This window comes from Latilactobacillus fragifolii, from assembly GCF_905332535.1.
Lineage (GTDB): Bacteria > Bacillota > Bacilli > Lactobacillales > Lactobacillaceae > Latilactobacillus > Latilactobacillus fragifolii.
Map to the genome: position 1 here is coordinate 290,628 of NZ_CAJOCF010000001.1, position 23,007 is coordinate 313,634.

The 23,007-nt window shown below is 42.0% G+C and carries 20 protein-coding genes and 2 other annotated features; of the genes, 17 read left to right on the top strand and 3 right to left on the bottom strand.

The genetic code is table 11. From position 1 onward, the window contains the following. Window positions 1–168 precede the first annotated feature (168 nt). On the bottom strand, window positions 169–1,449 hold the full coding sequence (locus J7Q78_RS01430) for a replication-associated recombination protein A (RefSeq protein ID WP_208422798.1): 1,281 nt from the start codon (window positions 1,447–1,449) through the stop codon (window positions 169–171). 135 nt (window positions 1,450–1,584) lie between these two features. On the opposite strand from J7Q78_RS01430, the gene gshAB reads away from it, so the two are divergent. Then, the gene (gshAB, locus tag J7Q78_RS01435) at window positions 1,585–3,873 is read left to right on the top strand and encodes a bifunctional glutamate--cysteine ligase GshA/glutathione synthetase GshB (RefSeq protein ID WP_208422797.1); all 2,289 of its coding nucleotides are present in this window, start codon (window positions 1,585–1,587) and stop codon (window positions 3,871–3,873) included. 62 nt (window positions 3,874–3,935) lie between these two features. Here gshAB and J7Q78_RS01440 read toward each other — a convergent pair whose 3' ends face one another. Next, window positions 3,936–4,379, bottom strand: a complete 444-nt coding sequence (locus J7Q78_RS01440; protein WP_154241913.1) for a YueI family protein — start codon at window positions 4,377–4,379, stop codon at window positions 3,936–3,938. A gap of 71 nt (window positions 4,380–4,450) precedes the next feature. Between J7Q78_RS01440 and J7Q78_RS01445 the strand changes: the two genes are divergently transcribed. After that, window positions 4,451–5,056, top strand: coding sequence for a DUF1054 domain-containing protein (locus tag J7Q78_RS01445; protein ID WP_154241914.1), 606 nt, complete (start codon window positions 4,451–4,453; stop codon window positions 5,054–5,056). Between the two features lie 98 nt (window positions 5,057–5,154). Here J7Q78_RS01445 and rpsD read toward each other — a convergent pair whose 3' ends face one another. Beyond that, window positions 5,155–5,760: a 30S ribosomal protein S4 gene (gene rpsD, locus J7Q78_RS01450; protein ID WP_208422796.1), complete on the bottom strand. Its 606-nt coding sequence runs from the start codon at window positions 5,758–5,760 to the stop codon at window positions 5,155–5,157. Between the two features lie 371 nt (window positions 5,761–6,131). On the opposite strand from rpsD, the gene ezrA reads away from it, so the two are divergent. The 15 genes from ezrA to J7Q78_RS01525 all read left to right on the top strand — a co-directional run bounded on the left by ezrA (window position 6,132) and on the right by J7Q78_RS01525 (window position 22,995). Then, window positions 6,132–7,844 carry a septation ring formation regulator EzrA gene (ezrA, locus tag J7Q78_RS01455; protein WP_208422795.1) on the top strand — a complete coding sequence of 571 codons (1,713 nt, stop codon included), beginning with the start codon at window positions 6,132–6,134 and terminating at the stop codon, window positions 7,842–7,844. 140 nt (window positions 7,845–7,984) lie between these two features. Continuing rightward, entirely contained in the window at window positions 7,985–9,133 is a 1,149-nt protein-coding gene (locus tag J7Q78_RS01460) for a cysteine desulfurase family protein (RefSeq protein ID WP_154241917.1), read from the top strand. Between the two features lie 24 nt (window positions 9,134–9,157). Further along, complete coding sequence (gene thiI / locus J7Q78_RS01465; protein ID WP_154241918.1) at window positions 9,158–10,375, top strand: tRNA uracil 4-sulfurtransferase ThiI; 1,218 nt, start codon at window positions 9,158–9,160, stop codon at window positions 10,373–10,375. A gap of 138 nt (window positions 10,376–10,513) precedes the next feature. Further along, window positions 10,514–10,729 (top strand) — a binding site (T-box leader). Between the two features lie 55 nt (window positions 10,730–10,784). Next, window positions 10,785–13,430 (top strand): valine--tRNA ligase, encoded by a 2,646-nt coding sequence (locus J7Q78_RS01470; protein ID WP_208422794.1) that lies wholly within the window; start codon window positions 10,785–10,787, stop codon window positions 13,428–13,430. Between the two features lie 134 nt (window positions 13,431–13,564). After that, on the top strand, window positions 13,565–14,866 hold the full coding sequence (locus J7Q78_RS01475) for a bifunctional folylpolyglutamate synthase/dihydrofolate synthase (protein ID WP_208422793.1): 1,302 nt from the start codon (window positions 13,565–13,567) through the stop codon (window positions 14,864–14,866). A gap of 3 nt (window positions 14,867–14,869) precedes the next feature. Further along, window positions 14,870–15,520 carry an HAD family hydrolase gene (locus tag J7Q78_RS01480; RefSeq protein ID WP_208422792.1) on the top strand — a complete coding sequence of 217 codons (651 nt, stop codon included), beginning with the start codon at window positions 14,870–14,872 and terminating at the stop codon, window positions 15,518–15,520. A 72-nt stretch (window positions 15,521–15,592) separates the two neighbouring features. Then, complete coding sequence (gene radC / locus J7Q78_RS01485; protein ID WP_208422791.1) at window positions 15,593–16,267, top strand: RadC family protein; 675 nt, start codon at window positions 15,593–15,595, stop codon at window positions 16,265–16,267. A 161-nt stretch (window positions 16,268–16,428) separates the two neighbouring features. Then, on the top strand, window positions 16,429–17,433 hold the full coding sequence (locus J7Q78_RS01490; RefSeq protein WP_154241923.1) for a rod shape-determining protein: 1,005 nt from the start codon (window positions 16,429–16,431) through the stop codon (window positions 17,431–17,433). Window positions 17,434–17,590: 157 nt separating this feature from the next. After that, window positions 17,591–18,451 carry a rod shape-determining protein MreC gene (mreC, locus tag J7Q78_RS01495; protein ID WP_173011535.1) on the top strand — a complete coding sequence of 287 codons (861 nt, stop codon included), beginning with the start codon at window positions 17,591–17,593 and terminating at the stop codon, window positions 18,449–18,451. A 1-nt stretch (window position 18,452) separates the two neighbouring features. After that, window positions 18,453–18,983: a rod shape-determining protein MreD gene (gene mreD, locus J7Q78_RS01500; RefSeq protein WP_208422790.1), complete on the top strand. Its 531-nt coding sequence runs from the start codon at window positions 18,453–18,455 to the stop codon at window positions 18,981–18,983. A gap of 16 nt (window positions 18,984–18,999) precedes the next feature. Further along, on the top strand, window positions 19,000–19,671 hold the full coding sequence (locus J7Q78_RS01505; protein WP_208422789.1) for a septum site-determining protein MinC: 672 nt from the start codon (window positions 19,000–19,002) through the stop codon (window positions 19,669–19,671). Window positions 19,672–19,673: 2 nt separating this feature from the next. Continuing rightward, window positions 19,674–20,468 (top strand): septum site-determining protein MinD, encoded by a 795-nt coding sequence (minD, locus tag J7Q78_RS01510; protein ID WP_208422788.1) that lies wholly within the window; start codon window positions 19,674–19,676, stop codon window positions 20,466–20,468. A gap of 50 nt (window positions 20,469–20,518) precedes the next feature. Then, window positions 20,519–20,736, top strand: a binding site (T-box leader). 155 nt (window positions 20,737–20,891) lie between these two features. Beyond that, entirely contained in the window at window positions 20,892–21,536 is a 645-nt protein-coding gene (locus J7Q78_RS01515; RefSeq protein ID WP_208422787.1) for an amino acid ABC transporter permease, read from the top strand. Between the two features lie 12 nt (window positions 21,537–21,548). Then, window positions 21,549–22,202: an amino acid ABC transporter ATP-binding protein gene (locus J7Q78_RS01520; RefSeq protein WP_208422786.1), complete on the top strand. Its 654-nt coding sequence runs from the start codon at window positions 21,549–21,551 to the stop codon at window positions 22,200–22,202. Continuing rightward, complete coding sequence (locus J7Q78_RS01525; RefSeq protein WP_208422785.1) at window positions 22,189–22,995, top strand: amino acid ABC transporter substrate-binding protein; 807 nt, start codon at window positions 22,189–22,191, stop codon at window positions 22,993–22,995. Before J7Q78_RS01520 ends, J7Q78_RS01525 begins: the two co-directional genes overlap by 14 nt. The last annotated feature ends 12 nt before the right edge of the window (window positions 22,996–23,007 follow it).

A 23,007-nucleotide genomic window follows, 5' to 3' on the forward strand; every position in this document is an offset into this window, starting at 1 on the left:
TATTAGACTTGGTTCCTTCGCGAAAAAGTCTACACTCGCTAATAACTCATCCGTCCCATTAACGAATTACTTGATCGGTCAACATAAGGTGGGAAGACGCGCACACCTTAGAAATCCTACTATTATAGTAGCACGCTTGTGGCTTTAACACAACACTTTTGGAACCGGTCACTTATGTGAATTGGCTTGACGCAAGCGTTCTAGCTGTTGTTTGAGGACTTGTTCGTATTTACCCGTTGCTTTGGCTTCGTAATAGTGACTGCCTAAAAGTTTATCTGGTAGATAATCTTGTGCGACCCAGTCGTTAGGATAATTGTGAGGATATTTGTAGTTGACACCATGACCGAGTTTTTCGGCGCCCGCATAATGGGCATCGCGGAGATGATCCGGTACTTCACCGGCTTTACCAGCACGAATATCAGCTAAAGCGTTATCGATGGCGGTAATGGCTGAATTTGACTTCGGCGATAGGCACAGATCAATTACTGCTACAGCTAGTGGGATTCGGGCTTCAGGAAAGCCCAATTGTTTAGCCGCAACAACTGCTTCAACAGTGCGGGCGCAGGCTTGTGGATTGGCCAGCCCGATATCTTCGTAGGCCATCGTCATTAAGCGCCGACTAATCGATAGCAAATCGCCGGCTTCAATCAAGCGTCCCATGTAATGGAGGGCAGCATCGACATCACTGCCGCGGACTGATTTTTGAAAAGCGGAGATGACATCGTAATGTGCGTCGCCATCTTTATCATGGGTAATGGCTTTTTTCTGCACACATTCTTCAATGACATTAATATCGATGTCGATGATGTTGGTATCTGAATGAGGTGGTGTTGAACGGGCAGCCAGTTCGAGCGCGTTTAAGGCACTACGCAAATCACCATTTGTGACGCGGGCAAGGTATTGTTCAGCCAGTTCATCAAGATTAATGGCTAATGCCCCTAAGCCTTTTTCTTTATCGGTTAGCGCCCGATGAATGGCGACATGGATATCGGCTTCAGTGAGGGGTTTGACTTCAAAAATTTGGGCCCGGCTTCGAATGGCAGGGTTGATACTGATGTATGGATTTTCGGTGGTCGCACCAATCAAAATAATGCGGCCACTTTCTAGATGCGGCAAGAGAAAATCCTGCTTGGTTTTATCCAAGCGATGAATTTCATCGAGAAGTAAGATCACGGTACCGCTCATTTTAGCTTCTTCAGCGACAATCTGTAAGTCTTTTTTACTATCAGTGGCGGCATTCAGCATTCGAAAAGCATATTGGGTACTACCGGCAATGGCACTGGCGATACTAGTTTTGCCAGTGCCAGGTGGTCCGTATAGAATCATTGATGAGAGGAGCTTTGCATCGACCATTCGGCGAATGATTTTTTGCGGGCCCACTAAGTGCGTTTGACCGACAACTTCATCGATGTTAGTCGGACGCATGCGAAATGCGAGAGGTTGTTGCATAGCGTTCATCCTTTAATGTTTAGATTGCTTTTAGTATAACATGGTGTGCAAATTACCAGTAATTATCGTTTTAAATGATTTTGGGGATGTGTATAATGAGAAGTGTATAAGACTGAATTAAGAAGAGGTTTCAAAATGCCTAATCAATTATTTGAAAACATTAAAAAACTACGCCTGACCCCTTTGTTGAATCAAGGGGCTTTTGGCGTCGAAAAAGAAGGGCACCGAGTAACTGAACTGGGCGCATTGAGTCAACAGCCGCACCCTAGTAATTTAGGGTCGCGAACGTTTCACCCATATATTGCGACTGATTTTGCCGAGATGCAAACAGAATTGGTTACGGATACCTTCGAACAGACCACCGATGTTCAGCAACAATTATTAGCGCTCGAACAAGTATTGCAATCAAGCATGGCCGCTTCGGAATACATTTGGCCCCTCAGTATGCCACCAATGTTACCAGATGATGAATTAACCATCCCAATTTCAGAATACACACCAGCGGTAAAAGCCTATCGTGACTATTTAACCAAGCGTTATGGCCGACGGTTACAGATGGTCTCTGGTATTCATTATAATTTTAGTCTATCACCGACGTTAATGGTGCGTTTATTTGATGAATATTATCACGATTACTACGTAAATTTAAAAGATTTTAGCGATGCCTTGTACATCCAAATTGCACAAAATTACGTGCGTTATCACTATGTCTTAACGTATCTCTTTGGGGCAAGCCCGATTGCTGAAGACGGCTTTTTAGCGGATATGACCCAATTACCAGAACACCCAGTACGGAGCTTACGGTCGAGTGAATTATTCGGTTATAGTAATAAGCAATTATTAATTCATTTTGATTCGGTCGCAGCATACGTTGATTCGATGCGTCAGGCAATTGCTAAGGGCGACTTGATTTCGGAACGTGAATTTTATGGGACCGTCCGGTTACGAAGTCACTCATTAGATCAGATGTTAGCAACTGGTGTTGATTATTTAGAATTTCGTGGGTTTGATATTAACCCTTACACGGCAACCGGCATTGACCAGCAACAGCTCGACTTTTTGCACTTATTCTTTATATATTTATTGTCCTTACCAAAATTGACCGGCGACTTAGCGAGTCAGATTCAGATTGGTCGTCAGTTAAACAACGCAGTAGCATTAGAGAATCCGATGCAACCATCACAGCTCCAAGTACAATTAAAAGCTGTCATGGCTGATTTAGCCCAATTCATTACGGATTATCATTTAGATGAGCGCTTCAAACAAGCTTGGACAGTGATGAACGACCGTGTTCAAGATTATCAACAAACCTTGAGTTATCGATTAACAGAAGCGATTGAAGAGGGTTCACTAAAGTCATTTGCTCTCAAACAGGCTAAACAGTTTAAACGGGAGTTGACAGAAATCCCTTATCAATTACAGGGTTACACAGATATGGAATTATCAACGCAAATGCTGATGTTTGATGCGCTGCAAAAGGGCTTGCACGTGGCCGTTTTGGATCGCGATGAACAATTTATTGAGCTGACCCACCAACAACACCATGAATTAGTCAAAAATGGGAATATAACGAGTTTAGACCGGCTCATCAGTGGACCGTTAGTCGACAATAAAGTCGTAACTAAAATTTTATTAGCAAGTCATGGGATGCGTGTGCCAGCTGGTGCTGAATATACCGATTTAGAAACGGCAGTTGCAGATTATCAAGCGGCGTTTGGTCAGCGGGCAATTGTCATTAAACCTAAACACAGCAATATGGGCGCCGGCATTACCACATTCTTAACTCGTCCGAGCGAAGCGGACTTTATCGCTGCTTTTAAGCTAGCACAAAAATACGATCAGCAGGTTTTAGTTGAAGAATTTATTGCGGGTTCTGAATACCGCTTTTTAGTGATGAATCATAAGGTCCAGGCTGTTTTAGAACGAATTCCTGCCAATGTTGTAGGTGATGGGCATTCAACAATTGCTCAACTTGTTGCTAAGAAAAACGCCAATCCAGCACGTGGTGAAGCGCATTTGACACCATTGCAAAATATCCAATTAGGCGAACGTGAACAACTCATGTTGAAACAACAAGGCTATCGTCCTGAAGATATTCCGGCTCGCGGTTCACAGGTTTTCTTGTTGCAAAATTCGAATATCTCTAATGGAGGCGATTCAGTCGATGTGACTGATGACATGGATCAAAGTTATTTCGCAATTGCCGAACAAGCAGCCGCTATTTTGAACCTCAATATCACCGGCATCGACATCATTGTGCCGAATTTGTATCAACCGTATGATCCCCAACATCCTGAAATGGCGGTGGTGCTAGAGGCAAATTATAATCCAGCAATGTTAATGCATCTTTTCCCAATGATGGGGCAGGCGCGCCGTGTTTCAATGAACGTCTTGCAATTACTTTTCCCAGAATTAGCGCTTTAAACCGACTAAAGCAATCCTAAAAAAGGCCCGTACAAGTTAAATTGTGCGGGCCTTTTTAAAGGTTAATCAAAAAGATGTTTTAAGAAGCCACCTTTTTGGTGCGATGCATCTTGCGTTGTTGTTTTGGAATCAGGATATCGTGCATCGAGCGTAATCATTTCGTGGTTAATCGCATCTTTGGCAACCACCAATAAGCCGAATGCCTCAGGTTCAGTTTTTGCCGTCTCATTATTAACGAGCGTAAATGGAATGGCATGTTCTGAGAGGGCTGCTAAATAATTGGTGGCAACCGGATTTTTACCATTTAATAAGACGGAATAGGGTTTGTAATCCGTAAGATGGGCCTCGAATTTTGCTTGCGCAGTGGCAAGTTCTTGGTTGGTGATGCCTAAAAAGACGCGTTCACGTAATGAGCCAAGGTATTGGCGGCGTTCATCGGGATTGGTTTGCGGTGCACCATGGATGGCACTATCTAAGTGTTGCTGTAATTGATCGTTATCTGACATAGTAGTCGCCTCATTTCTGAAATGTGCTATATTAGAACTAAACCTAAGTATAACATGTTGGAGGAAAAAAGATGTTTACACGTGCTGATTTTGATATTTTCGATGACCCAACCTTAAAAGGACGGTTAGATAAGATTTATACGCAACTTGACCCGCAGTTTGAAGCCTTTGGTGCCCACTTACAAAGTGAACTATTAGCAACTACTAAGCGCGAATTTACAGTGCATATTGCAAAACATTTACGCCGTTTTAAGAATCCGCCGATGAATACTTGGATGGCCCTTAGCGAAAGTTCTCGCGGGTACAAGATGCTGCCGCATTTTGAAGTTGGTTTTTGGGATGACCGGATTTTTGTTTGGTTTGCCTTAATGGCAGAGATGCCAAACAAGACGGATTATGCACCACTATTAGCAAGTCAATCCCCAATGCTCTTAAATAATTTTGCCGATTATGACTTAAGTTACGATCATATGGCGAAACAAAAATTTCCAATGTCATCTGATAACTTAAAACTGCTTCAAGACAAGTTTGCTAAGACCAAAAAAGGGGAGTGGCTCCTTGGGAAAGTCTATCTGAAAGATAATCCTTTGTTTGACCAACCAGAAGAACTCATGGCAGATATTCAAACGACTTTGATGAAGATGGTTGCGTTATATGAATTGGTACAAGCTCACTAAATCAAATTAGGCGTGTCTGCAAGCTAGCGACACGCCTTTAATAATACAAAAAAAGAGCCAGACCTAAGTCTGACTCTTTTAATTGAACAGATAACTGCTTATCTGTTGTAGAATTCAACGATTAAGGCTTCATCGATTTCTGGTTCTAATTCTGAACGTTCTGGTAAACGAACAAGTGAACCCTTCATTGTGTCAGCATCGAAGCTAACGAATGAAGGACGACCAACTGTACCTTCGATGGCATCTTTAATGATTACAAGGTTCTTAGATTTTTCACGGATTGAAATTTCTTGACCAGGTTTTACTTCGTATGAAGGAATATCAACACGTTGACCATCAACTGTTACGTGACCATGGTTAACTAATTGACGAGCTTGCGCACGTGTGCTTGCCAAACCTAAACGATAAACAATGTTGTCTAAACGTTGTTCTAGTAAGATCATCAAGTTAACACCATGCTTGCCTTCGCGGATTTTACCAGCGCGAGCAAATAAGTTCCGGAATTGGCGTTCTGTTAAACCATACATTAAACGAAGTTTTTGCTTTTCGCTTAATTGCATACCATATTCTGAAATCTTACCGCGACGGTCGTTACCGTGTTGGCCTGGAGCATAAGGGCGACGAGCAAGTTCTTTACCTGTGCCTGATAATGAAATTCCTAAACGACGTGAAAGTTTCCACTTTGGACCTGTATAACGTGACATAAAAAAATCCTCCAATAAATGTTTTGGAGTAAAATAATCCGATGTAAACTTAGTAATCGTTCAGTTCACTTATTAACAATCTTCACCTTTGCAGCCGCGAGGTTACGCAATTGAACCAAAACGCTGGGCAAGTGAACTGTTGACGGCTTTACCGTTTACTGCTGCATTATTTTACACAATGGCTAGTATAGCGTACGGCGTGTGGCAACGTCAAGCAAATTCAGATTAAAATTGCGGCTTTTCGAAAGTTTATCGCTAATTATTGCTGAACCGTTATCTTATTCATGCTATAATCAAACATAGTTTAATGAATTGAAGTGGATGAACGGACTAACAAATCTGATTTAAATTGTAAAAGGGTGTGTCTTTGAATGTTTTACATTCTCATTGGAATCGTAGTCGTCGCACTGATTGGCTACTTAAGTGTTGTTTTTTACCAACGTTATTTTACCAAACAAATTAAACAACTAGAAGCCCATAAAGGCGACTTAATGGCGTTGCCGATTCCGGAACGCTTAACGAAGTTACGGTCGTTACATTTAACGGGCGAAAGTTTACAAAACTTTGAGCGTTGGGAAAAACAATATGAACAGCTTACCAACCATAACTTCAGCACGATTGAAGGCTATCTTTTTGATGCAGAAACGGCCAATGGCAAATACCAATTTATTCAAGTTGCGCGGATTCTCAAACAATTGCGGGCCTATTTGACGGAAACCGATCAAGACTTATTGGACGTTCAGGATGCTTTAGAAAATCTACTTGCCAATGAAGCTGATACGCGGCAAAAAATCCAACGTTTACGTGAACAATATCAACAGTTACGCAAACGTTTGTTAACCAAGAGCTTTTCGTTTGGGCCTGCATTAGATGCGCTGGAAGCAACGCTAGGGCGCTTAGAGGTAGATTTTGATAAGGCCAACGAGTTAACAACGGCTGGCGATCATTTAGGCGCCAAGGCCATCTTGCAGAAATTAATGACTGAAACTGCGCAATTAGAAGACCAGATGGAACGTATCCCAAAGCGCTATAATGAATTGGCGAACGAGTTTCCAGAACAACTAGTTGAAATTAATGATACTTATCACCAAATGTTAAGCGAACATTATCAATTTGATGATCGGCAGATTGAAGTTAAACAACAACAGTTGATGGACCAGCTTGACAAAAGTACTAACTTGTTAAGTGATTTGGCCATTGACTCTGTTGAAGCCAATAACGATGAAATTGCACGTGGGATTGATCGCTTATACGATCAATTGGAAGCAGAGATGACTGCCAAAAAAGTGGTCGCAACACAGCTGCCAACAAGCGCGACATTTGTGCAACATGCTGAGCGTCAGAATCATGAGTTATTATTAGAACTGGATCATCTCAATCAGAGTTATGCACTCACGCATGATGAGTTAGCAATTGCTAAACAATTGCAAAAACAAATCAGTGAAGAACAGGCATTAGTTGAAGGTCACCAAGCAAAGATTGCTAATCATGAAGCAGTTTACACGGCGATTGCGGAAGATTTGAAGGGGATTGACGAGCGGCTAACTGCCATCGAGGAAAAACAACAAGCGATTCATGATCAAGTTGCCAGCTTGCATCAAGGCGAAGTGGTCGCCAATGAAAATTTGCGTCAGTTTGAACTTGAACTACGTAACTTGAAGCGGGCAGTTGAAAAGGTTAACTTACCTGGCTTACAACAACAATATTTGGACTTTTTCTTCGTCGTTTCTGATGAAATTCAAAAACTCGACCATGATTTAAATCAAATTAAGATTAATTTAGACGATATCGCCAAGCAATTGATTCTTGTTCAAGAGGATTTAGATAAGTTGAAGGCTAAGACTGATACCTTAATCGACAGCGCTATGATTACGGAACAGTTATTACAATACGCCAACCGCTATCGTGCGGACTTTCCCGCTATTCAAGAAGCTTGTGTGACCGCCCAAACCATTTTTAATCAAGAATATGATTATGCTAAAGCTGTTGATTTATTGGCAACGGCGCTTGAAAAGGTCGATCCAGGAGCTTATACACAAGTTGAAAAGGCCTATTACGACCAAAAGCCAGATGCAACGAACTAGTTATTTAGATGCTCACGAGTCCGAGACAAGACGCATTTTGTCTCGGATTTGTTTTGTTAAAGATTAATTGGTTGTCTTTAATAACCAATTTGCTATAATGTACAACGTTAAAACACTAATTTTTAGTAAGAAGGATCGATATGATTTATTTTGACAATAGTGCCACCACTAAGATTGCCCCCGGTGCACTTCAGACCTACCAGGCGGTTAGTGAACAATTCTTCGGCAATCCCTCTAGCTTACATGCAATTGGGGAAAAAGCCTTCCACATTCTCGAACAATCACGCCAACAAATTGCGGATCTATTAGGCGTAAATCACGATGAAATCTTCTTTACCAGCGGTGGAACGGAAGGTGATAACTGGGTCTTAAAAGGGACGGCAATTGAAAAACGAGCGTTTGGGAAACACTTAATTACCACGTCAGTTGAACATCCAGCCGTTATTAAAACCATGCAACAACTGGAAAAGTTAGGCTTTGATGTAACTTATCTTCCCGTTGATCAATTTGGCCGCATTGATCCTGCTGACTTGAAAGCGGCATTGCGTCCCGATACTATTTTAGTTTCTATCATGGCAATTAATAACGAAATTGGTACGTGCCAACCACTGGCAGCCGTAGCTGACATTTTAAAGGATTATCCGAATATCCATTTTCATGTTGATGCAGTTCAAGGGATTGGTAAAGGCATCCAAAGTGCGATTTTTAACGAACGCGTTGATTTTGTGACCTTATCTGGGCATAAATTCCATGGCCCACGGGGGACTGGGATTTTATATAAGAAACGTGGGCGGCATTTAGCACCGCTTTTAACCGGTGGTGGTCAAGAGCATGATTTACGTTCTGGAACAGAAAATGTCCCTGCTATCGCGGCAATGGCCAAAGCATTGCGTTTGTTGTTGACCGATGAAGCCGAAAAAGTACAACGGCAAGCAGCCATCCGAGAACGGCTTTTTAAGCATATCAGTCAATCTGATAAAACCGTTATGTTTTCACAACTGACGCCTGATTTTGCGCCGCATATCTTGTGCTTCGCGATTAAAGGTGTGCGGGGTGAAACAACGGTTCATGCTTTTGAAGAACACCAAATCTACATTTCAACGACTAGTGCTTGTTCGTCTAAAAAAGGGACTGAATCTAGTACTTTAAAGGCGATGCACGTCAAGGAAAAAGTAGCGACGAGTGCGATCCGGATCTCCCTCGATGAATACAATACACTGGAAGAAGCGGACGCATTCATCAAAGCGTTTGATCAGATCAATGAGCGCTTTAAAAAAATTAATTCATAAACTACCATCTAAAAGGAGATAGGCATGCAATACACTGAAATTATGGTTCGCTACGGCGAGCTTTCGACAAAGGGTAAAAACCGGAAGGATTTTATCGGTCGATTAAATGGAAATGTCACAAAAGCGCTTCACGAATATCAACAACTCCGGATTCACCCTAAACGGGACCGAATGCATATCGTTTTAAATGGCGATGATGCAGAAGGGGTTATTGAACGTCTTCGGCACGTCTTCGGCATTCAAAACTTCTCACCAAGTATCCAAGTTGATCGCGACCTCGACTCTGTTAAGGAAACGGCACTTGCCATGATGAAAGAAATCGGTAAACCTGGCATGACCTTTAAAGTCTACACACGGCGTTCCGATCATAAATTCTTCTTAGACACGAATGATATGAACCGTGAGTTGGGTGGTTACTTATCAGATAACCTCCCGGAATTAGAAGTTCAGATGAAAAATCCAGATATTACATTGCGCGTTGAAATTCGTCAAGATGCGATTTACTTAACCAACCAAGTGATTCAAGGCGCTGGTGGCTTACCAGTCGGTTCTGCCGGTAAAGGGATGTTGATGTTGTCTGGCGGGATTGATTCACCAGTGGCCGGTTACTTAACGCTTAAACGCGGTGTCGATATTGAAATGGTACATTTCTTTAGTCCGCCATACACAAGCGATAACGCCTTGAATAAGGCCAAAGAATTAACGGCGAAACTCGTACCATACGTTGGCGGGATTAAGTTTATCGAAGTGCCATTCACGGAAATTCAAGAAGAAGTGAAGCATTCCGTACCGGAAGGTTATTTAATGACGATTCAACGCCGGATGATGTTGCGCTTAACGGATCGCATTCGCGCTAAACGCCAAGGATTAGCTATTTTTAATGGGGAATCAGTCGGTCAAGTCGCCTCACAGACACTTGAAAGTATGATGGCCATCAACGATGTCACCACCACGCCAATCGTGCGGCCTGTGGCGACAATGGATAAAAATGAAATCATTGAAATTGCCAAAGATATTGATACGTATGAATTATCCATCATGCCATTCGAAGATTGTTGTACAATTTTTGCCCCACCGGCCCCTAAGACGCGGCCTAACTTAGAGAAGACCCGTTTTTATGAACAACGCATTGATGTCGAGGCATTAATTGAACGCTCTCTTGCTGGGATTAAAGTTACGGAAATTAAAGCTGGCGATCAATTCTTAAATCAAGACGAAGAAATTATTGCTGAATTATTATAAGCACTGCCAAACTCGACATAATAAATTATTATGCCAGGTTTTTGGGCGAAAATAGTTTTAATCAATCGGAATAACGGTTTATTTTCAAAATGAAGACCAGTGGTGCTTGACCTTTGGCGTTCACTCAGCTAAACTATTAACAACGCGTTGAACAAGAGCGATTAAGATGGGCTAGTTTAGAGAGAAGATGCATGGCTGAGACATCTTTCAATGACCAATTAATCGGTAGCTTGTGAGCTGTTAACCTGAAATTAAGTAGGGCTAACCGGACAATTTCGTTCGTTAACAAATCATGAGTTGGGGACTAGGCTAGTCCTAATTTAGGTGGTACCGCGAAAAGCATTCGTCCTATTGTGAGGAATGCTTTTTTGTTTGCCATTAAACGCAATATTTTAAAGGAGTGAAGAAGATGACTGCTCACAAAGAGATGTCAACCAAATATGATCCCAACCAAGTTGAAGCTGGGCGCTATCAAGATTGGTTAGATGCTGGTTTGTTCAAGCCCAACGCTAATCCAGATGTTAAACCCTATTCAATCGTTATTCCACCGCCAAATGTAACGGGAAAACTACATTTAGGTCATGCTTGGGATACTACTTTACAAGATATGTTAATTCGGCAAAAACGGATGCAAGGGTATGATGTGCTCTGGTTGCCAGGGATGGATCATGCGGGCATTGCAACACAAGCTAAAGTGGAAGCTAAATTAGCTGAACAGGGAATTTCACGTTATGATTTAGGCCGTGAAAAATTCATTGAACAAGTCTGGGACTGGAAAGATGAATATGCCGCAACCATTCACGCACAATGGGCTAAGATGGGCTTATCACTTGATTATTCACGTGAACGGTTCACGTTGGATGATGGCTTGTCAGCCGCAGTTCGCAAGGTTTTTGTTAACTTGTACAACAAGGGCCTAATTTATCGTGGAGAATATATCATTAACTGGGATCCAAAAGCACGGACTGCATTATCAGACATTGAAGTGTTGCATCAAGATGATGAAGGGGCCTTCTATCATATAAGTTATCCATTGACAGACGGTTCTGGAAGTATTGAAATTGCGACAACGCGTCCGGAAACATTGCCAGGGGATACCGCGATTGCTGTTCATCCAGATGATGAACGTTACGCTGACCTAGTGGGTAAGACCGTGACGTTACCATTAATGAACCGGGAAATTCCAATTATCGCTGATTACTATGTTGATAAAGATTTCGGAACCGGGGCGTTGAAGATTACGCCAGCCCATGACCCTAACGATTTTGAAGTTGGTAATCGGCATGACTTACCACGTATCAATGTGATGAATGAAGATGCAAGCATGAACGAAAGTGCTGGCAAGTATAACGGAATGGATCGTTTTGAAGCGCGCAAAGCCATTGTTGCTGATCTGAAGGAACAAGGTTTCTTAATCAAAGTTGTTCCAATGACGCATAGTGTTGGTCATTCAGAACGAACTGGTGTCCAAGTGGAAGCCCGACTTTCAACCCAATGGTTTGTAAAAATGAAGCCCCTTGCTGAAATGGCTTTGCAGAATCAAGCAACTGATCAAAAGGTGAATTTCGTGCCAGAACGTTTCGAAAACACCTTTACCCAATGGATGGAAAACGTTCATGATTGGGTTATTTCACGTCAATTATGGTGGGGACACCAGATCCCAGCTTGGTACCATAAACAAACTGGTGAAATGTATGTTGGCGAAGAAGCACCAAAAGATATCGAAAACTGGACGCAAGATGCTGATGTGCTAGATACATGGTTTAGTAGTGCATTATGGCCATTTTCAACAATGGGTTGGCCGAACACAGAAGCGCCTGATTTTAAACGGTATTTCCCAACAAATACGTTGGTCACTGGCTACGATATCATCTTTTTCTGGGTGTCACGGATGATTTTCCAAAGTCTTGAATTTACGGGACAACGCCCCTTCGAGCACGTCCTCATTCATGGTTTAATCCGTGATGAACAAGGTCGCAAGATGAGCAAATCACTTGGTAATGGGATCGATCCAATGGCAGTGATTGAAAAATATGGGGCCGATGCATTGCGTTGGTTCCTAACAAGTGGCTCAACACCTGGCCAAGATGTTCGTTTCAGCTATACGAAGATGGACGCTGCTTGGAACTTTATCAATAAAATTTGGAATGCGAGTCGCTTTGTCATTATGAATCTTGAAGACACGCCAGCTCCAACTAAGATGCCGGATGCCGCTAACCTTGATTTAACGGATAAATGGATTTTAAGTCAATTGAATCAGACGGTGGCTGATGTTACACGGCTTTATGAAAGTTTCGAATTTGGTGAAGCTGGCCGGACATTGTACAACTTTATCTGGAACGATTTCTGTGACTGGTATATCGAAATGGCCAAGGAAGTCCTTTATGGTGACGATCAAACAGCAATTGCCAATAAACGCTATCACTTAGCTTACGTTTTAGACCAAACATTGCGGCTATTACACCCAGTAATGCCTTTTGTAACGGAAGAAATCTGGCAAAGTATGCCACATGATGGTGATTCAATCGTTAATGCGGCATATCCAGAAGTTCACGCTGAACTCGATAACCCAGAAGCAACAACGCAGATGAACGCGTTAATCGACTTAATTAGAAGTGTCCGAAATATTCGTTCCGAAGCTAATGCCCCATTGAGCAAACCAATTGATGTGCTGGTTAATATTCAAGATGCGCCATTAATGACGATTTTCAAACAAAACCAAGACTTCATTGAACGCTTCGTACACCCTAAGTCACTTGAAATTGCGGAAGACTTAACAGCTCCAACGCTAGCCAAGACAGCTATTATCAGTGGCGCAGAAGTTTATGTGCCACTAGCTGAGCTGCTCGACTTAGATGAAGAAATCACTCGGTTGGAAGGCGAATTAAAACGGTTAGATGGTGAAATTAAACGCGCTAAGGGTAAGTTATCAAACAAGGGCTTCACAGACCACGCACCGGAAAAAGTGGTCCAAGAAGAACGTGACAAACAAGCTGATTATGAACAACAATACCAATCAGTTGAAAAACGAATTGCAGAATTAAAAGAAGTATAAGTGCACACGGTTTGAATACACGTTAAGGCCACCTTAAAAACTAAGGTGGCCTTTTTGAGTGCTGCCAGTTTTTAAGCACCGAATTGTGTGTATTCTATGCTAGAATGGAAACAGTTTGTTAAAGGAGATTGACGATGTTAGTGACAGATTATGAAACAGCTTTAGCGTATATTCATTCCCGGCCTAGATTACATAAAGAGGCGAATCTTAACCGGATGACGCAATTGTTGGCAGGCCTTGGTAACCCACAAGAAAACCAACAATTCATTCATGTGACTGGTACTAACGGTAAGGGATCCGTTGTCAAAATGGTCAGTTGTTTGATTGAAGAATTAGGCTTAAAAGTCGGCCGCTATACGTCGCCGTTTATCATGCGGTTCAACGAGCGGATTGCCATCAATCAGAGCCCAATCAGTGATGCCGATTTAGTTGTTGTTACACAACAAATTCAAGCAGCGATCGCTCAGATACAAACAACTGACGCCGAATTTGAAGTGACTGAGTTTGAATGTATCACGGCAATGATGTTTTTGTACTTTAAACAACAGAAGGTCGATGTCGCCGTTGTGGAAGTCGGGATTGGCGGCCTTTATGACTCGACAAATGTGTTGACACCGCTGATATCAGTCATTACGTCGATTGGCCTGGATCATCAGGCGTTATTAGGTAAGACATTGGCAGAAATTGCAACTCAAAAAGCTGGGATTATTAAGGCCAAGCAACCAGTCGTGGTTGGGCAATTACCCAAAGAGGCACTAGCAGTGGTTGAAGAAACGGCAAACCGATTGAACAGTGCGTTAGCAATTAGCGGCCGGGATTTTTCAACTACTGCAATCAAAACGTTAGCGACTTGGGGCCAACAACTAACTTTCCAAAATGATACGGTAACGTATAAACAATTACAGATTCCGCTAATGGGGGATTATCAGATTGAAAACGCCGCAGTTGCCCTGCAGGTATTTTGGTGTTACTTACAATTGACGCAACAAAAATTAGCGGTTCGTGATATCAAAAACGGCTTAAGACGGGTCAACTGGCCTGGTCGATTTGAAAAAATCAACGATGAGCCGCTAATTATTCTGGATGGTGCGCACAATCCAGAAGGCGTGGCGCAATTAGTTCAAACGACACGACATCAATTTAAAAATCGTGATATTTATCTCTTATTTGGGGCGCTTGGTGATAAAAATCTGGCTCAAATGTTACCCGCACTCAAAAAAATTGCGACTCGGATGATGCTGACCACGGTTCCTGATAATCCACGTGCGGCAACAGCCACCCAATATGCAGCCGTTGACGATACGCTTTTGTTTGAGCCCGATTGGCCAATGGCATTAACCAAGTTGTTAGCGGACGTGTCAGCGGATGATGTATTACTGGTAACGGGGTCACTATATTTAATTAGTACGATTCGCCAATATTTTAAGGGGGAATAAGCAATGACAACTAAAGGAATTATTTTTGATATGGATGGTCTATTGATTGACTCGGAAAAAATTTATTATCAAGCCAATATTCGGGCCGCTAAAGAAATGGGCTTTGATTTTACGCCTGAAGACCATCAAGCCATTTTAGGCACCACCGATACGTATTTACGGCATTATTTCAAAGAAAAATTGGGTTCGGAAACGGCTGCGGCTGAGTTTATCAATCGCTCTTACAGTAATGTGGCAACCGTAGTTGAAACTGATGGGGTGGCGATTAAACCAGGGTTAGTTGATTTATTAGATTACTGTGATAATCGGGGGATTAGTCGGGTAATTGCGTCGAGCAATTTCAGGCACATGGTTGATGATTTTATGCAGAGTACCGGCCTACAATCACGGTTTAATCAAATTGTTTCGGGTGATGAAGTGACTCATGGCAAACCAGATCCTGAAATTTTTTTAAAAGCGTTGGATAAATTAGCCTTACCAGCATCAAGTGCCTTAGTATTAGAAGACTCGCCAAATGGTGTGATGGCCGCTAGCAAAGCTGATATTCCGGTGATTATGGTCCCGGATTTAATTGCCCCAACTGCAATGACCAACCAACAAACACTGGCAATCGTTGATGACTTGGCTCAAGTGATTCCGTATTTAGAAAAATAGCTCGTTAATTAACGTATTGTTAGTTAAACCAAAAAAGGCGGACAATGCGTCTTTTTTTGTGGGAGGCAAACAATGACGAGCAATATGAGAGAATTACAACCAAGAGAGCAATTAATGCGCTATGGCGCCGCAAGTTTATCGAACGAGCAATTGGCAATCGTAATTTTGCGCTCTGGTAATCGCCAACTATCCGTTGACGAAGTAGCACGTAAATTATTAGCGTGTTATCCAGACTTTCGGGATTTAGAACAAGCAAGCTTATCGCAATTGAAAGCTTTAGCGGGAATTGGGCCTGTTAAAGCCATTGAAATACAAGCCATTTGTGAATTGAGTCACCGCTTACAAGTCCAACGAACGCTTCGATTTGGTGTCGTGGCATCGAGTCAGATGGTCGGACGGCGCATGATTGAAACTTTAGCAGGTGAAACACAGGAGCAATTGTTAGCCGTTTTTTTAGACGTCAAAAATCAAATCATTCAGATGAAACAGATTTATGTTGGCACCCTCAATAGTTCAGTCGCGCATCCACGGGAAGTATTTAAATTAGCTGTGCGCTATTCTGCAGCAAAATTCATTCTAGTGCATAATCACCCAAGTGGTCAGCTAACACCGTCAACCCAAGATATTGCTTTCACCAAACGGATTGTCGCTTGTGGTGAACTGATGGGCATTACATGTCTAGACCATTTAATTATAGGAAGTCAGCAGTATCTCAGTTTGCGCGAAGAGGGCTATTTAGTGGAGTAAAAAAAGCTTTTTCTTTAAGAATCTGTTAATTTTAGGCGAGACCTATCAAATTTTCTGAAAATCCGTTAACATAGTAGTTACATTGCGTTTTTTATTACGTAAAATTATGATATAATGCCAATGACTATAAAAACGTTTGGTAACTGAAGGAGAGAAAAATCGTGTTCGGATTAGGGACTAGAAATATCGGTATTGACTTAGGTACCGCAAACACACTCGTATACATGGACGGTAAAGACATTGTCTTAAGAGAGCCCTCCGTTGTCGCTAAAAATACACAAACTGGTGAAGTGATTGCTGTTGGCTCAGAAGCCCGCGACATGATCGGCCGGACACCTGGTAGTATTGTGGCAATTCGCCCAATGAAAGACGGCGTGATTGCAGATTATGATACAACTGCTGCTATGCTTAAATATTTTATCGAAAAATCATTAGGTCGCTCATCGAGCAAGCCATTTGTAATGGTTTGCGTACCAAGTGGTGTGACTGAAGTTGAAAAACGGGCCGTCATCGATGCTACTAAGGTAGCAGGAGCTCGTGATGCGTACGTTATTGAAGAACCATTTGCAGCAGCAATTGGTGCTGGGCTTCCGGTTATGGATCCAACTGGTAGCATGGTTGTTGATATCGGTGGTGGGACAACAGATGTTGCCACAATCTCATTAGGTGGCATTGTTTCAAGTCGTTCAATTCGAATGGCTGGCGATAAAATCGATGACGCCATCATTTCTTACATCCGACAAAACAATAACTTGTTGATTGGTGAAAGAACGGCTGAACAAATCAAATTCCAGATTGCTTCGGCATCACCAGAACGCGCTAAGGAAATTGAAGCGATGAGTATTCGTGGTCGCGATTTAGTGACTGGTTTACCTAAGACAGTGGATATTCAAGCTACTGATATTGCTGAAGCCATTAAAGAAGTGGTGACAGCCATTATTGAAGCGATCAAAGAAACGCTTGAAGAAACATCACCAGAAATTGCAGCTGACGTAATTGATCACGGCATTGTCTTGACTGGTGGTGGCGCGTTATTGAAACATTTACCAGAAGTGATTTCAGATGCTACTAAAGTGCCGGTCTTTATCGCGCAAGATCCATTAGACTGTGTAGCAGTCGGAACTGGCGAATCATTAAAGAATATCGATGTTATGAAGAAAAATTAATCGTTCAGTAGAAATGGGACAAGAAGCGGTCAGCGTTGACGTAGCGCCTAATTATTGGCAGATTCGGGTTGCGAATCGATTGCTATAGGAAGGACTACTGATTACCGGTTTTTGTCCCATCTTTACGATATTAAGGATGGATGGTGGCGAAGAAACCATGCAAAAGTTTTTTTCAAATAAGAAGTTAATTGTGCTATTAATTATGTTAATCGTCTGCATGGGCTTCATTGCGATGTCAGTTGGTTTACGTAATAACAAAAAGAGTCCGAGTTTCGTCCGCCAGTTTGGCAATGATGTATCGGGAATCACCAATCAAGTCGTTAGCGTACCGGTCAATGGGATTGGTCGGGGAGTTGATGCCTTAACAGACTTGATTAACACGTATCAAGAAAACAAAGAACTTAAAGCACAACTTGATGATTTAGCTCAAACAAAGGTTCAAACGCAAACCCTCAAAGAAGAAAATGCAAGTTTGAAAAAGGAACTCGGCTTAAAAGGCACTTTGACGGATTATACAACTGTTAACGCGTCTGTTTTGTCTCGGAATCCGGACAATTGGCAAAATGCGTTGGTCATCAATAAAGGGACCCTAGCAGGGCTTAAGAAGGATATGCCCGTTATGTCTGAATCTGGGATTGTTGGCCGGATCGTTGAAGTCAATAAGACCAATTCTAAGGTTGAACTCGTTTCAAGTACCGATCAAAGTAGCAATGGGTTTGCTGCTGTGGTGAACACTAAAGACGGTAAACAAGTTAATGGGATTATGTCCGGTTATAATGCTGATCGGAAACAATTAAAACTAGGCCAGATTAAGACGGATGCGGCAATCGAAAAAGGTGACAAAGTAGTTACATCTGGTTTAGGCGGTTTAACACCGAAAGGCTTGTACCTTGGTAAAGTGGCAACCGTTAAGAAAGATGATTTTGGCTTAGCGTTAACCGTTTATGTCACGCCCGCTGCAGATTTAAACAATTTAACTGTTGTGACTGTCATCAAACGAACGATTGAAGGTGAGTAGCATGGGGGGGACTCGATTACAACGGCGCTATCTACTACCAATCTACTTGCTCGTTGCGTTTTATTTGGATGGGGCCATCAGTCATTTGTGTGAACAATGGCTATATACACCAGATCATACGCTGATTAGTCGTCTATTTATGCTCGTGTTAGTGGTGACAGCCTTTGTTTTACCAGAGGAACGCCAACTCACATGGTATGCAGCAGGGATTGGCCTTTTGTATGATTTGTATTATACGGGGATGATTGGGATGTACACTTTCGCAGTGCCGCTCATTATCTACACAGTTCGTTATTTAAAACAATATTTACCCGATTCTGCTTTTTTTGTTGGCTTAATCGATGTTTTGTGTTTAACATTACTCGAGAGCGCAATTTACATTATGAATCGGTTGATTGGTTATGCAACAGCGACACCAATCGAATTTATTAGTAATGTTTTAGCACCGACAATTGCATTAAATTTGGTCTATTTTGTCTTTTTGTATTTGCCTTTAAAATATTTATTGCTAAAATTAAAATCAGAACGGTAAGGGGTTTGATTTTTCTATGGATGCAGTCACGTTACGAGGACGCAAAGAAGGTTTTGAATTAAACATTGATGCGGGTGCGGATTTTGATCAAGCATTAGTTGCACTGGCGGAATTATTAAACAAGATTCGCTTAGAGCAACCGCAGTTGGGAAGTGATCAGATTGAACTGGAGCTGACCACTGGACGACGCTTGTTGGATGATACGCAAAAGCAAGCACTGGCAACCGTCTTTGAGCATTTTCCCGAATTTAATGTGACAAGTATTCAATCGGAAGTCATGACTATCGAACAAGCCGAGCTTGAGCGACGTGAAAATAGTATTCACGTTGAGCCCAATGTTCTACGAAGTGGACAAGAGGTTAATTATGTTGGCGATGTTTTATTCATGGGTAATTTACATCAAGGTACAACGTTAAAAGCAACCGGTAGCATTTTCGTGCTTGGTGAAGTCGCCGGGATTGTGCATGCTGGTTTTCCAGATAATGCAGAAGCGGTTGTCGTAGGTGATTTATCACATGCGCTACAGTTACGGATTGCTGATGCAGTTGAAATTCTCAATCATAAGAAGACACTGTTTACGGCACAGAGTGTAAGTTTCATCAATGATTTACATGTTATCGACTACGGTGAGTTAACGGATTTGAAACAGATTAATCCTAAATTATATCGTAAAATGAAGGAGCAATAAAAATGGGAACAGCTTTGGTTATTACATCCGGTAAAGGCGGCGTTGGTAAAACAACATCAAGCGCCAATATTGGGACGGCGCTTGCGCTTTTAGATAAGAAAGTTTGCTTATTGGATTTAGACATTGGTCTGCGTAATTTGGACGTTGTCTTAGGACTGAGTAACCGAATTATCTATGATATCGTGGATGTCGCCCAAGGCCGTGCTAAGTTGCACCAAGCACTGATTAAAGATAAACGTTTTGATGAAAAACTTTACTTGTTACCAGCCGCTCAAAATGCGGATAAAGAGGCGTTAACACCTGACGAAGTGAGAGCGATTGTTAATGAATTAAAGGAAGAATTCGATTTCGTGATTCTTGATTGTCCTGCTGGGATTGAATCAGGTTTCAAAAATGCGATTGCCGGCGCAGACGGTGCCATTGTGGTGGCAACGCCTGAAATTTCTTCTGTTAGTGATGCAGACCGAGTTGTTGGCTTGCTAGAGGAAGAAGAAATGCGGATTGCCCCACGCTTAGTAATTAATCGTATTCGGCGTCATATGATGAACGAAGGCGAAACGATGGATGTTGATGAAATTACCAAACATCTTTCAATTTCATTATTAGGGATTATCTTTGATGACGATGCGGTTATTAAGACATCAAATGCCGGTGAACCGATTGTGATGGATCCGAAGAACCTTGCAAGTCAAGGATATCGGAATATTGCCCGTCGTTTACTAGGAGAAACTGTCCCATTAATGACCTTGAAACAACACAAGGTTGGTTTCTGGGCCCGTCTTTTTGGTAAGCAATAAACATTCATCATTGACTTTTGATACTATATTGAATAGAATGAATAACAATACATTAAACGTTGAACGGTCCAAATTAATTTTTAAGGTTCAGAGAGCTGATGCGTGGTGGAAATCAGTCCTTGGAATTAATGGCACAACCGGGAGTTTGATTATCGAATAAAGATGATCCGTTAGCCCGTTATCGCTGTAGTTTTAGAAACTACATAAGTTTAAGCTGCGTGAGCAGTTTATTAAACTGAGGTGGCACCGCGATAAATTCGTCCTCTTGGCGTAATCCAGGGGACTTTTTTATTGGTCTAAAACTAACCGAGTTGCTTGCTGTGAGGCAAACAAAAATTTGAGGTGGCACCGCGAAATTTCGCCCTCTTTGTGTTTTTAACACAAGGAGGGCTTTTTATTTTGGACAAATGAGAGGAGTCTGTCATGATTGACTATAGTTTATCGATTTTACCAGCATTATTCAGTGGGGCGCAGATGACATTGGCTGTTTTTGGCTTAACGATTATCGGGGCGATTCCACTTGGCTTATTATTAAGTTTAGGGTTATTAGCTAAGTTTAAACCATTGCATTATCTCTTAAATTTATATGTGTGGTTGATGCGGGGAACACCATTATTATTACAACTGATTTTTGTGTTTTATGGTTTGCCGGTCATCGGCATTGTTTTTAATCGCTTCAATGCGGCGTTAATCGCTTTTATTTTGAATTATGCAGCGTATTTTGCCGAAATTTTTCGCGGGGGCTTTCAAGCCGTTGATAATGGCCAGATTGAAGCAGCTGAGGTCTTAGGGTTAACTTATCCGCAAACAATTGCTAAAATCATCGTGCCGCAAACCATTAAAATTGTCTTACCGTCTGTAGGCAATGAAGTCATCAACTTGATTAAAGATTCATCATTAGTGTATGTTATCGGCATCGGTGACTTATTGCGGGCTGGGAATGTGGCGAGTGCGCGCGATGTTAATCTTTTACCACTTTTGTTAGTCGGTATTATTTATTTATTATTAACAGCCATTTGTACATGGGCATTACGGCGTTTAGAACGCTACTACCGTTATTATCGCTAAGGAGGCGGCAACATGTTTCAATTAGAAAATATCAACCAATCCTTCAAAGGGCGGCAAATTCTGAATGACTTAAGTTTATCCGTTGAATCGGGAAGTATTCTAGCAATTGTCGGACCAAGTGGTGCTGGTAAATCAACTTTATTGCGGTTAATGAGTGGACTTGATCAACCTGACAGTGGCCGGTTTATTATTGACGGACAACCTTTCGAACCTAGTGATCGGGCACAAGGGGCGCGTATTGGGGTGGTCTTCCAAGATTTCCGGTTATTTCCGCATCTCTCCGTCCTTGAGAATGTAACGTTGGCCCCCATTATGGTTAAAAAACAAGCCACTAAAAAGGCTAAAGCTGATGGCGTTGAATTATTACGGCAACTTGGATTAAGTACGCAGGCGACTGCCTATCCGTTCCAACTATCAGGTGGTCAACGGCAGCGGGTCGCAATTGCCCGTGCATTGGCGATGCAACCGGAGATTCTTTGTTATGATGAACCAACTAGCGCGCTTGATCCATCGTTAGTGGCGAGTGTCGCACAACTTATTTTAGATTTAAAACGACAGGGCATGACGCAAATTGTTGTCACGCATGATATTCATTTTGCACACCAGATTGCCGATCAAATCTTTGAATTACAACCAAACGGGGTTCAACAAAATGAAGAAGCTTAAAAAAATAGCGTTTGTTGGGGCTTTATTGATAGCCATCAGTAGTTTAGCCGGGTGCGCACAACAGCATAAGCAAGCTGATCAATGGGCAACGATTCAAAAACGCCAAAAAATAGTCGTGGGGATTGATGACAGTTTTGTGCCAATGACTTATCGTGAGAAAAGTGGTCAATTAACCGGCTTTGATGTTGATTTGGCACGGGCGATTTTTAAAGGGAGTGGCATTCAGGTTGATTTTCAGTCCATTGATTGGGATATGAAGGAAACGGAATTGAACAATAAAACGATTGATTTAATTTGGAGTGGTTATTCTAAAACGGCGCAACGAGCAAAACGCGTTGCCTTCAGTACCCCATATCTGACGAACCGCCAGATGATTGTGTCCCTCAAGAAACACCCGGTCAATCGAATGACTGATTTAACCAACCAACCATTGGGGGTTCAAACGGGCTCATCTGGTATGGAACAACTAGAGCGTTATCCTAAACGATTACAGCAAAAAATTGCTAATCACACCCCAATCCTATATGATACTTATAATAATGCATTTATTGACTTACAGGCGCATCGGATTAAGGGACTGTTAATTGACGAAGTCTACGCGCAGTTTGAAATAAAGGCCCGTCACAATGGTAGCGATTTTCAAGCCGTCGACAGTCCTTTTGCGGCAGAACAATTTGTTGTTGGGATGCGTCCGCAAGATAAACAATTACGGCGGTTTATCAACCAACGTTATCGGACCTTGCAAAAAGAGGGGACGCTAGCTAGATTAAAAGCAAAGTGGTTTCAAGAATAGGATGAATGAAGA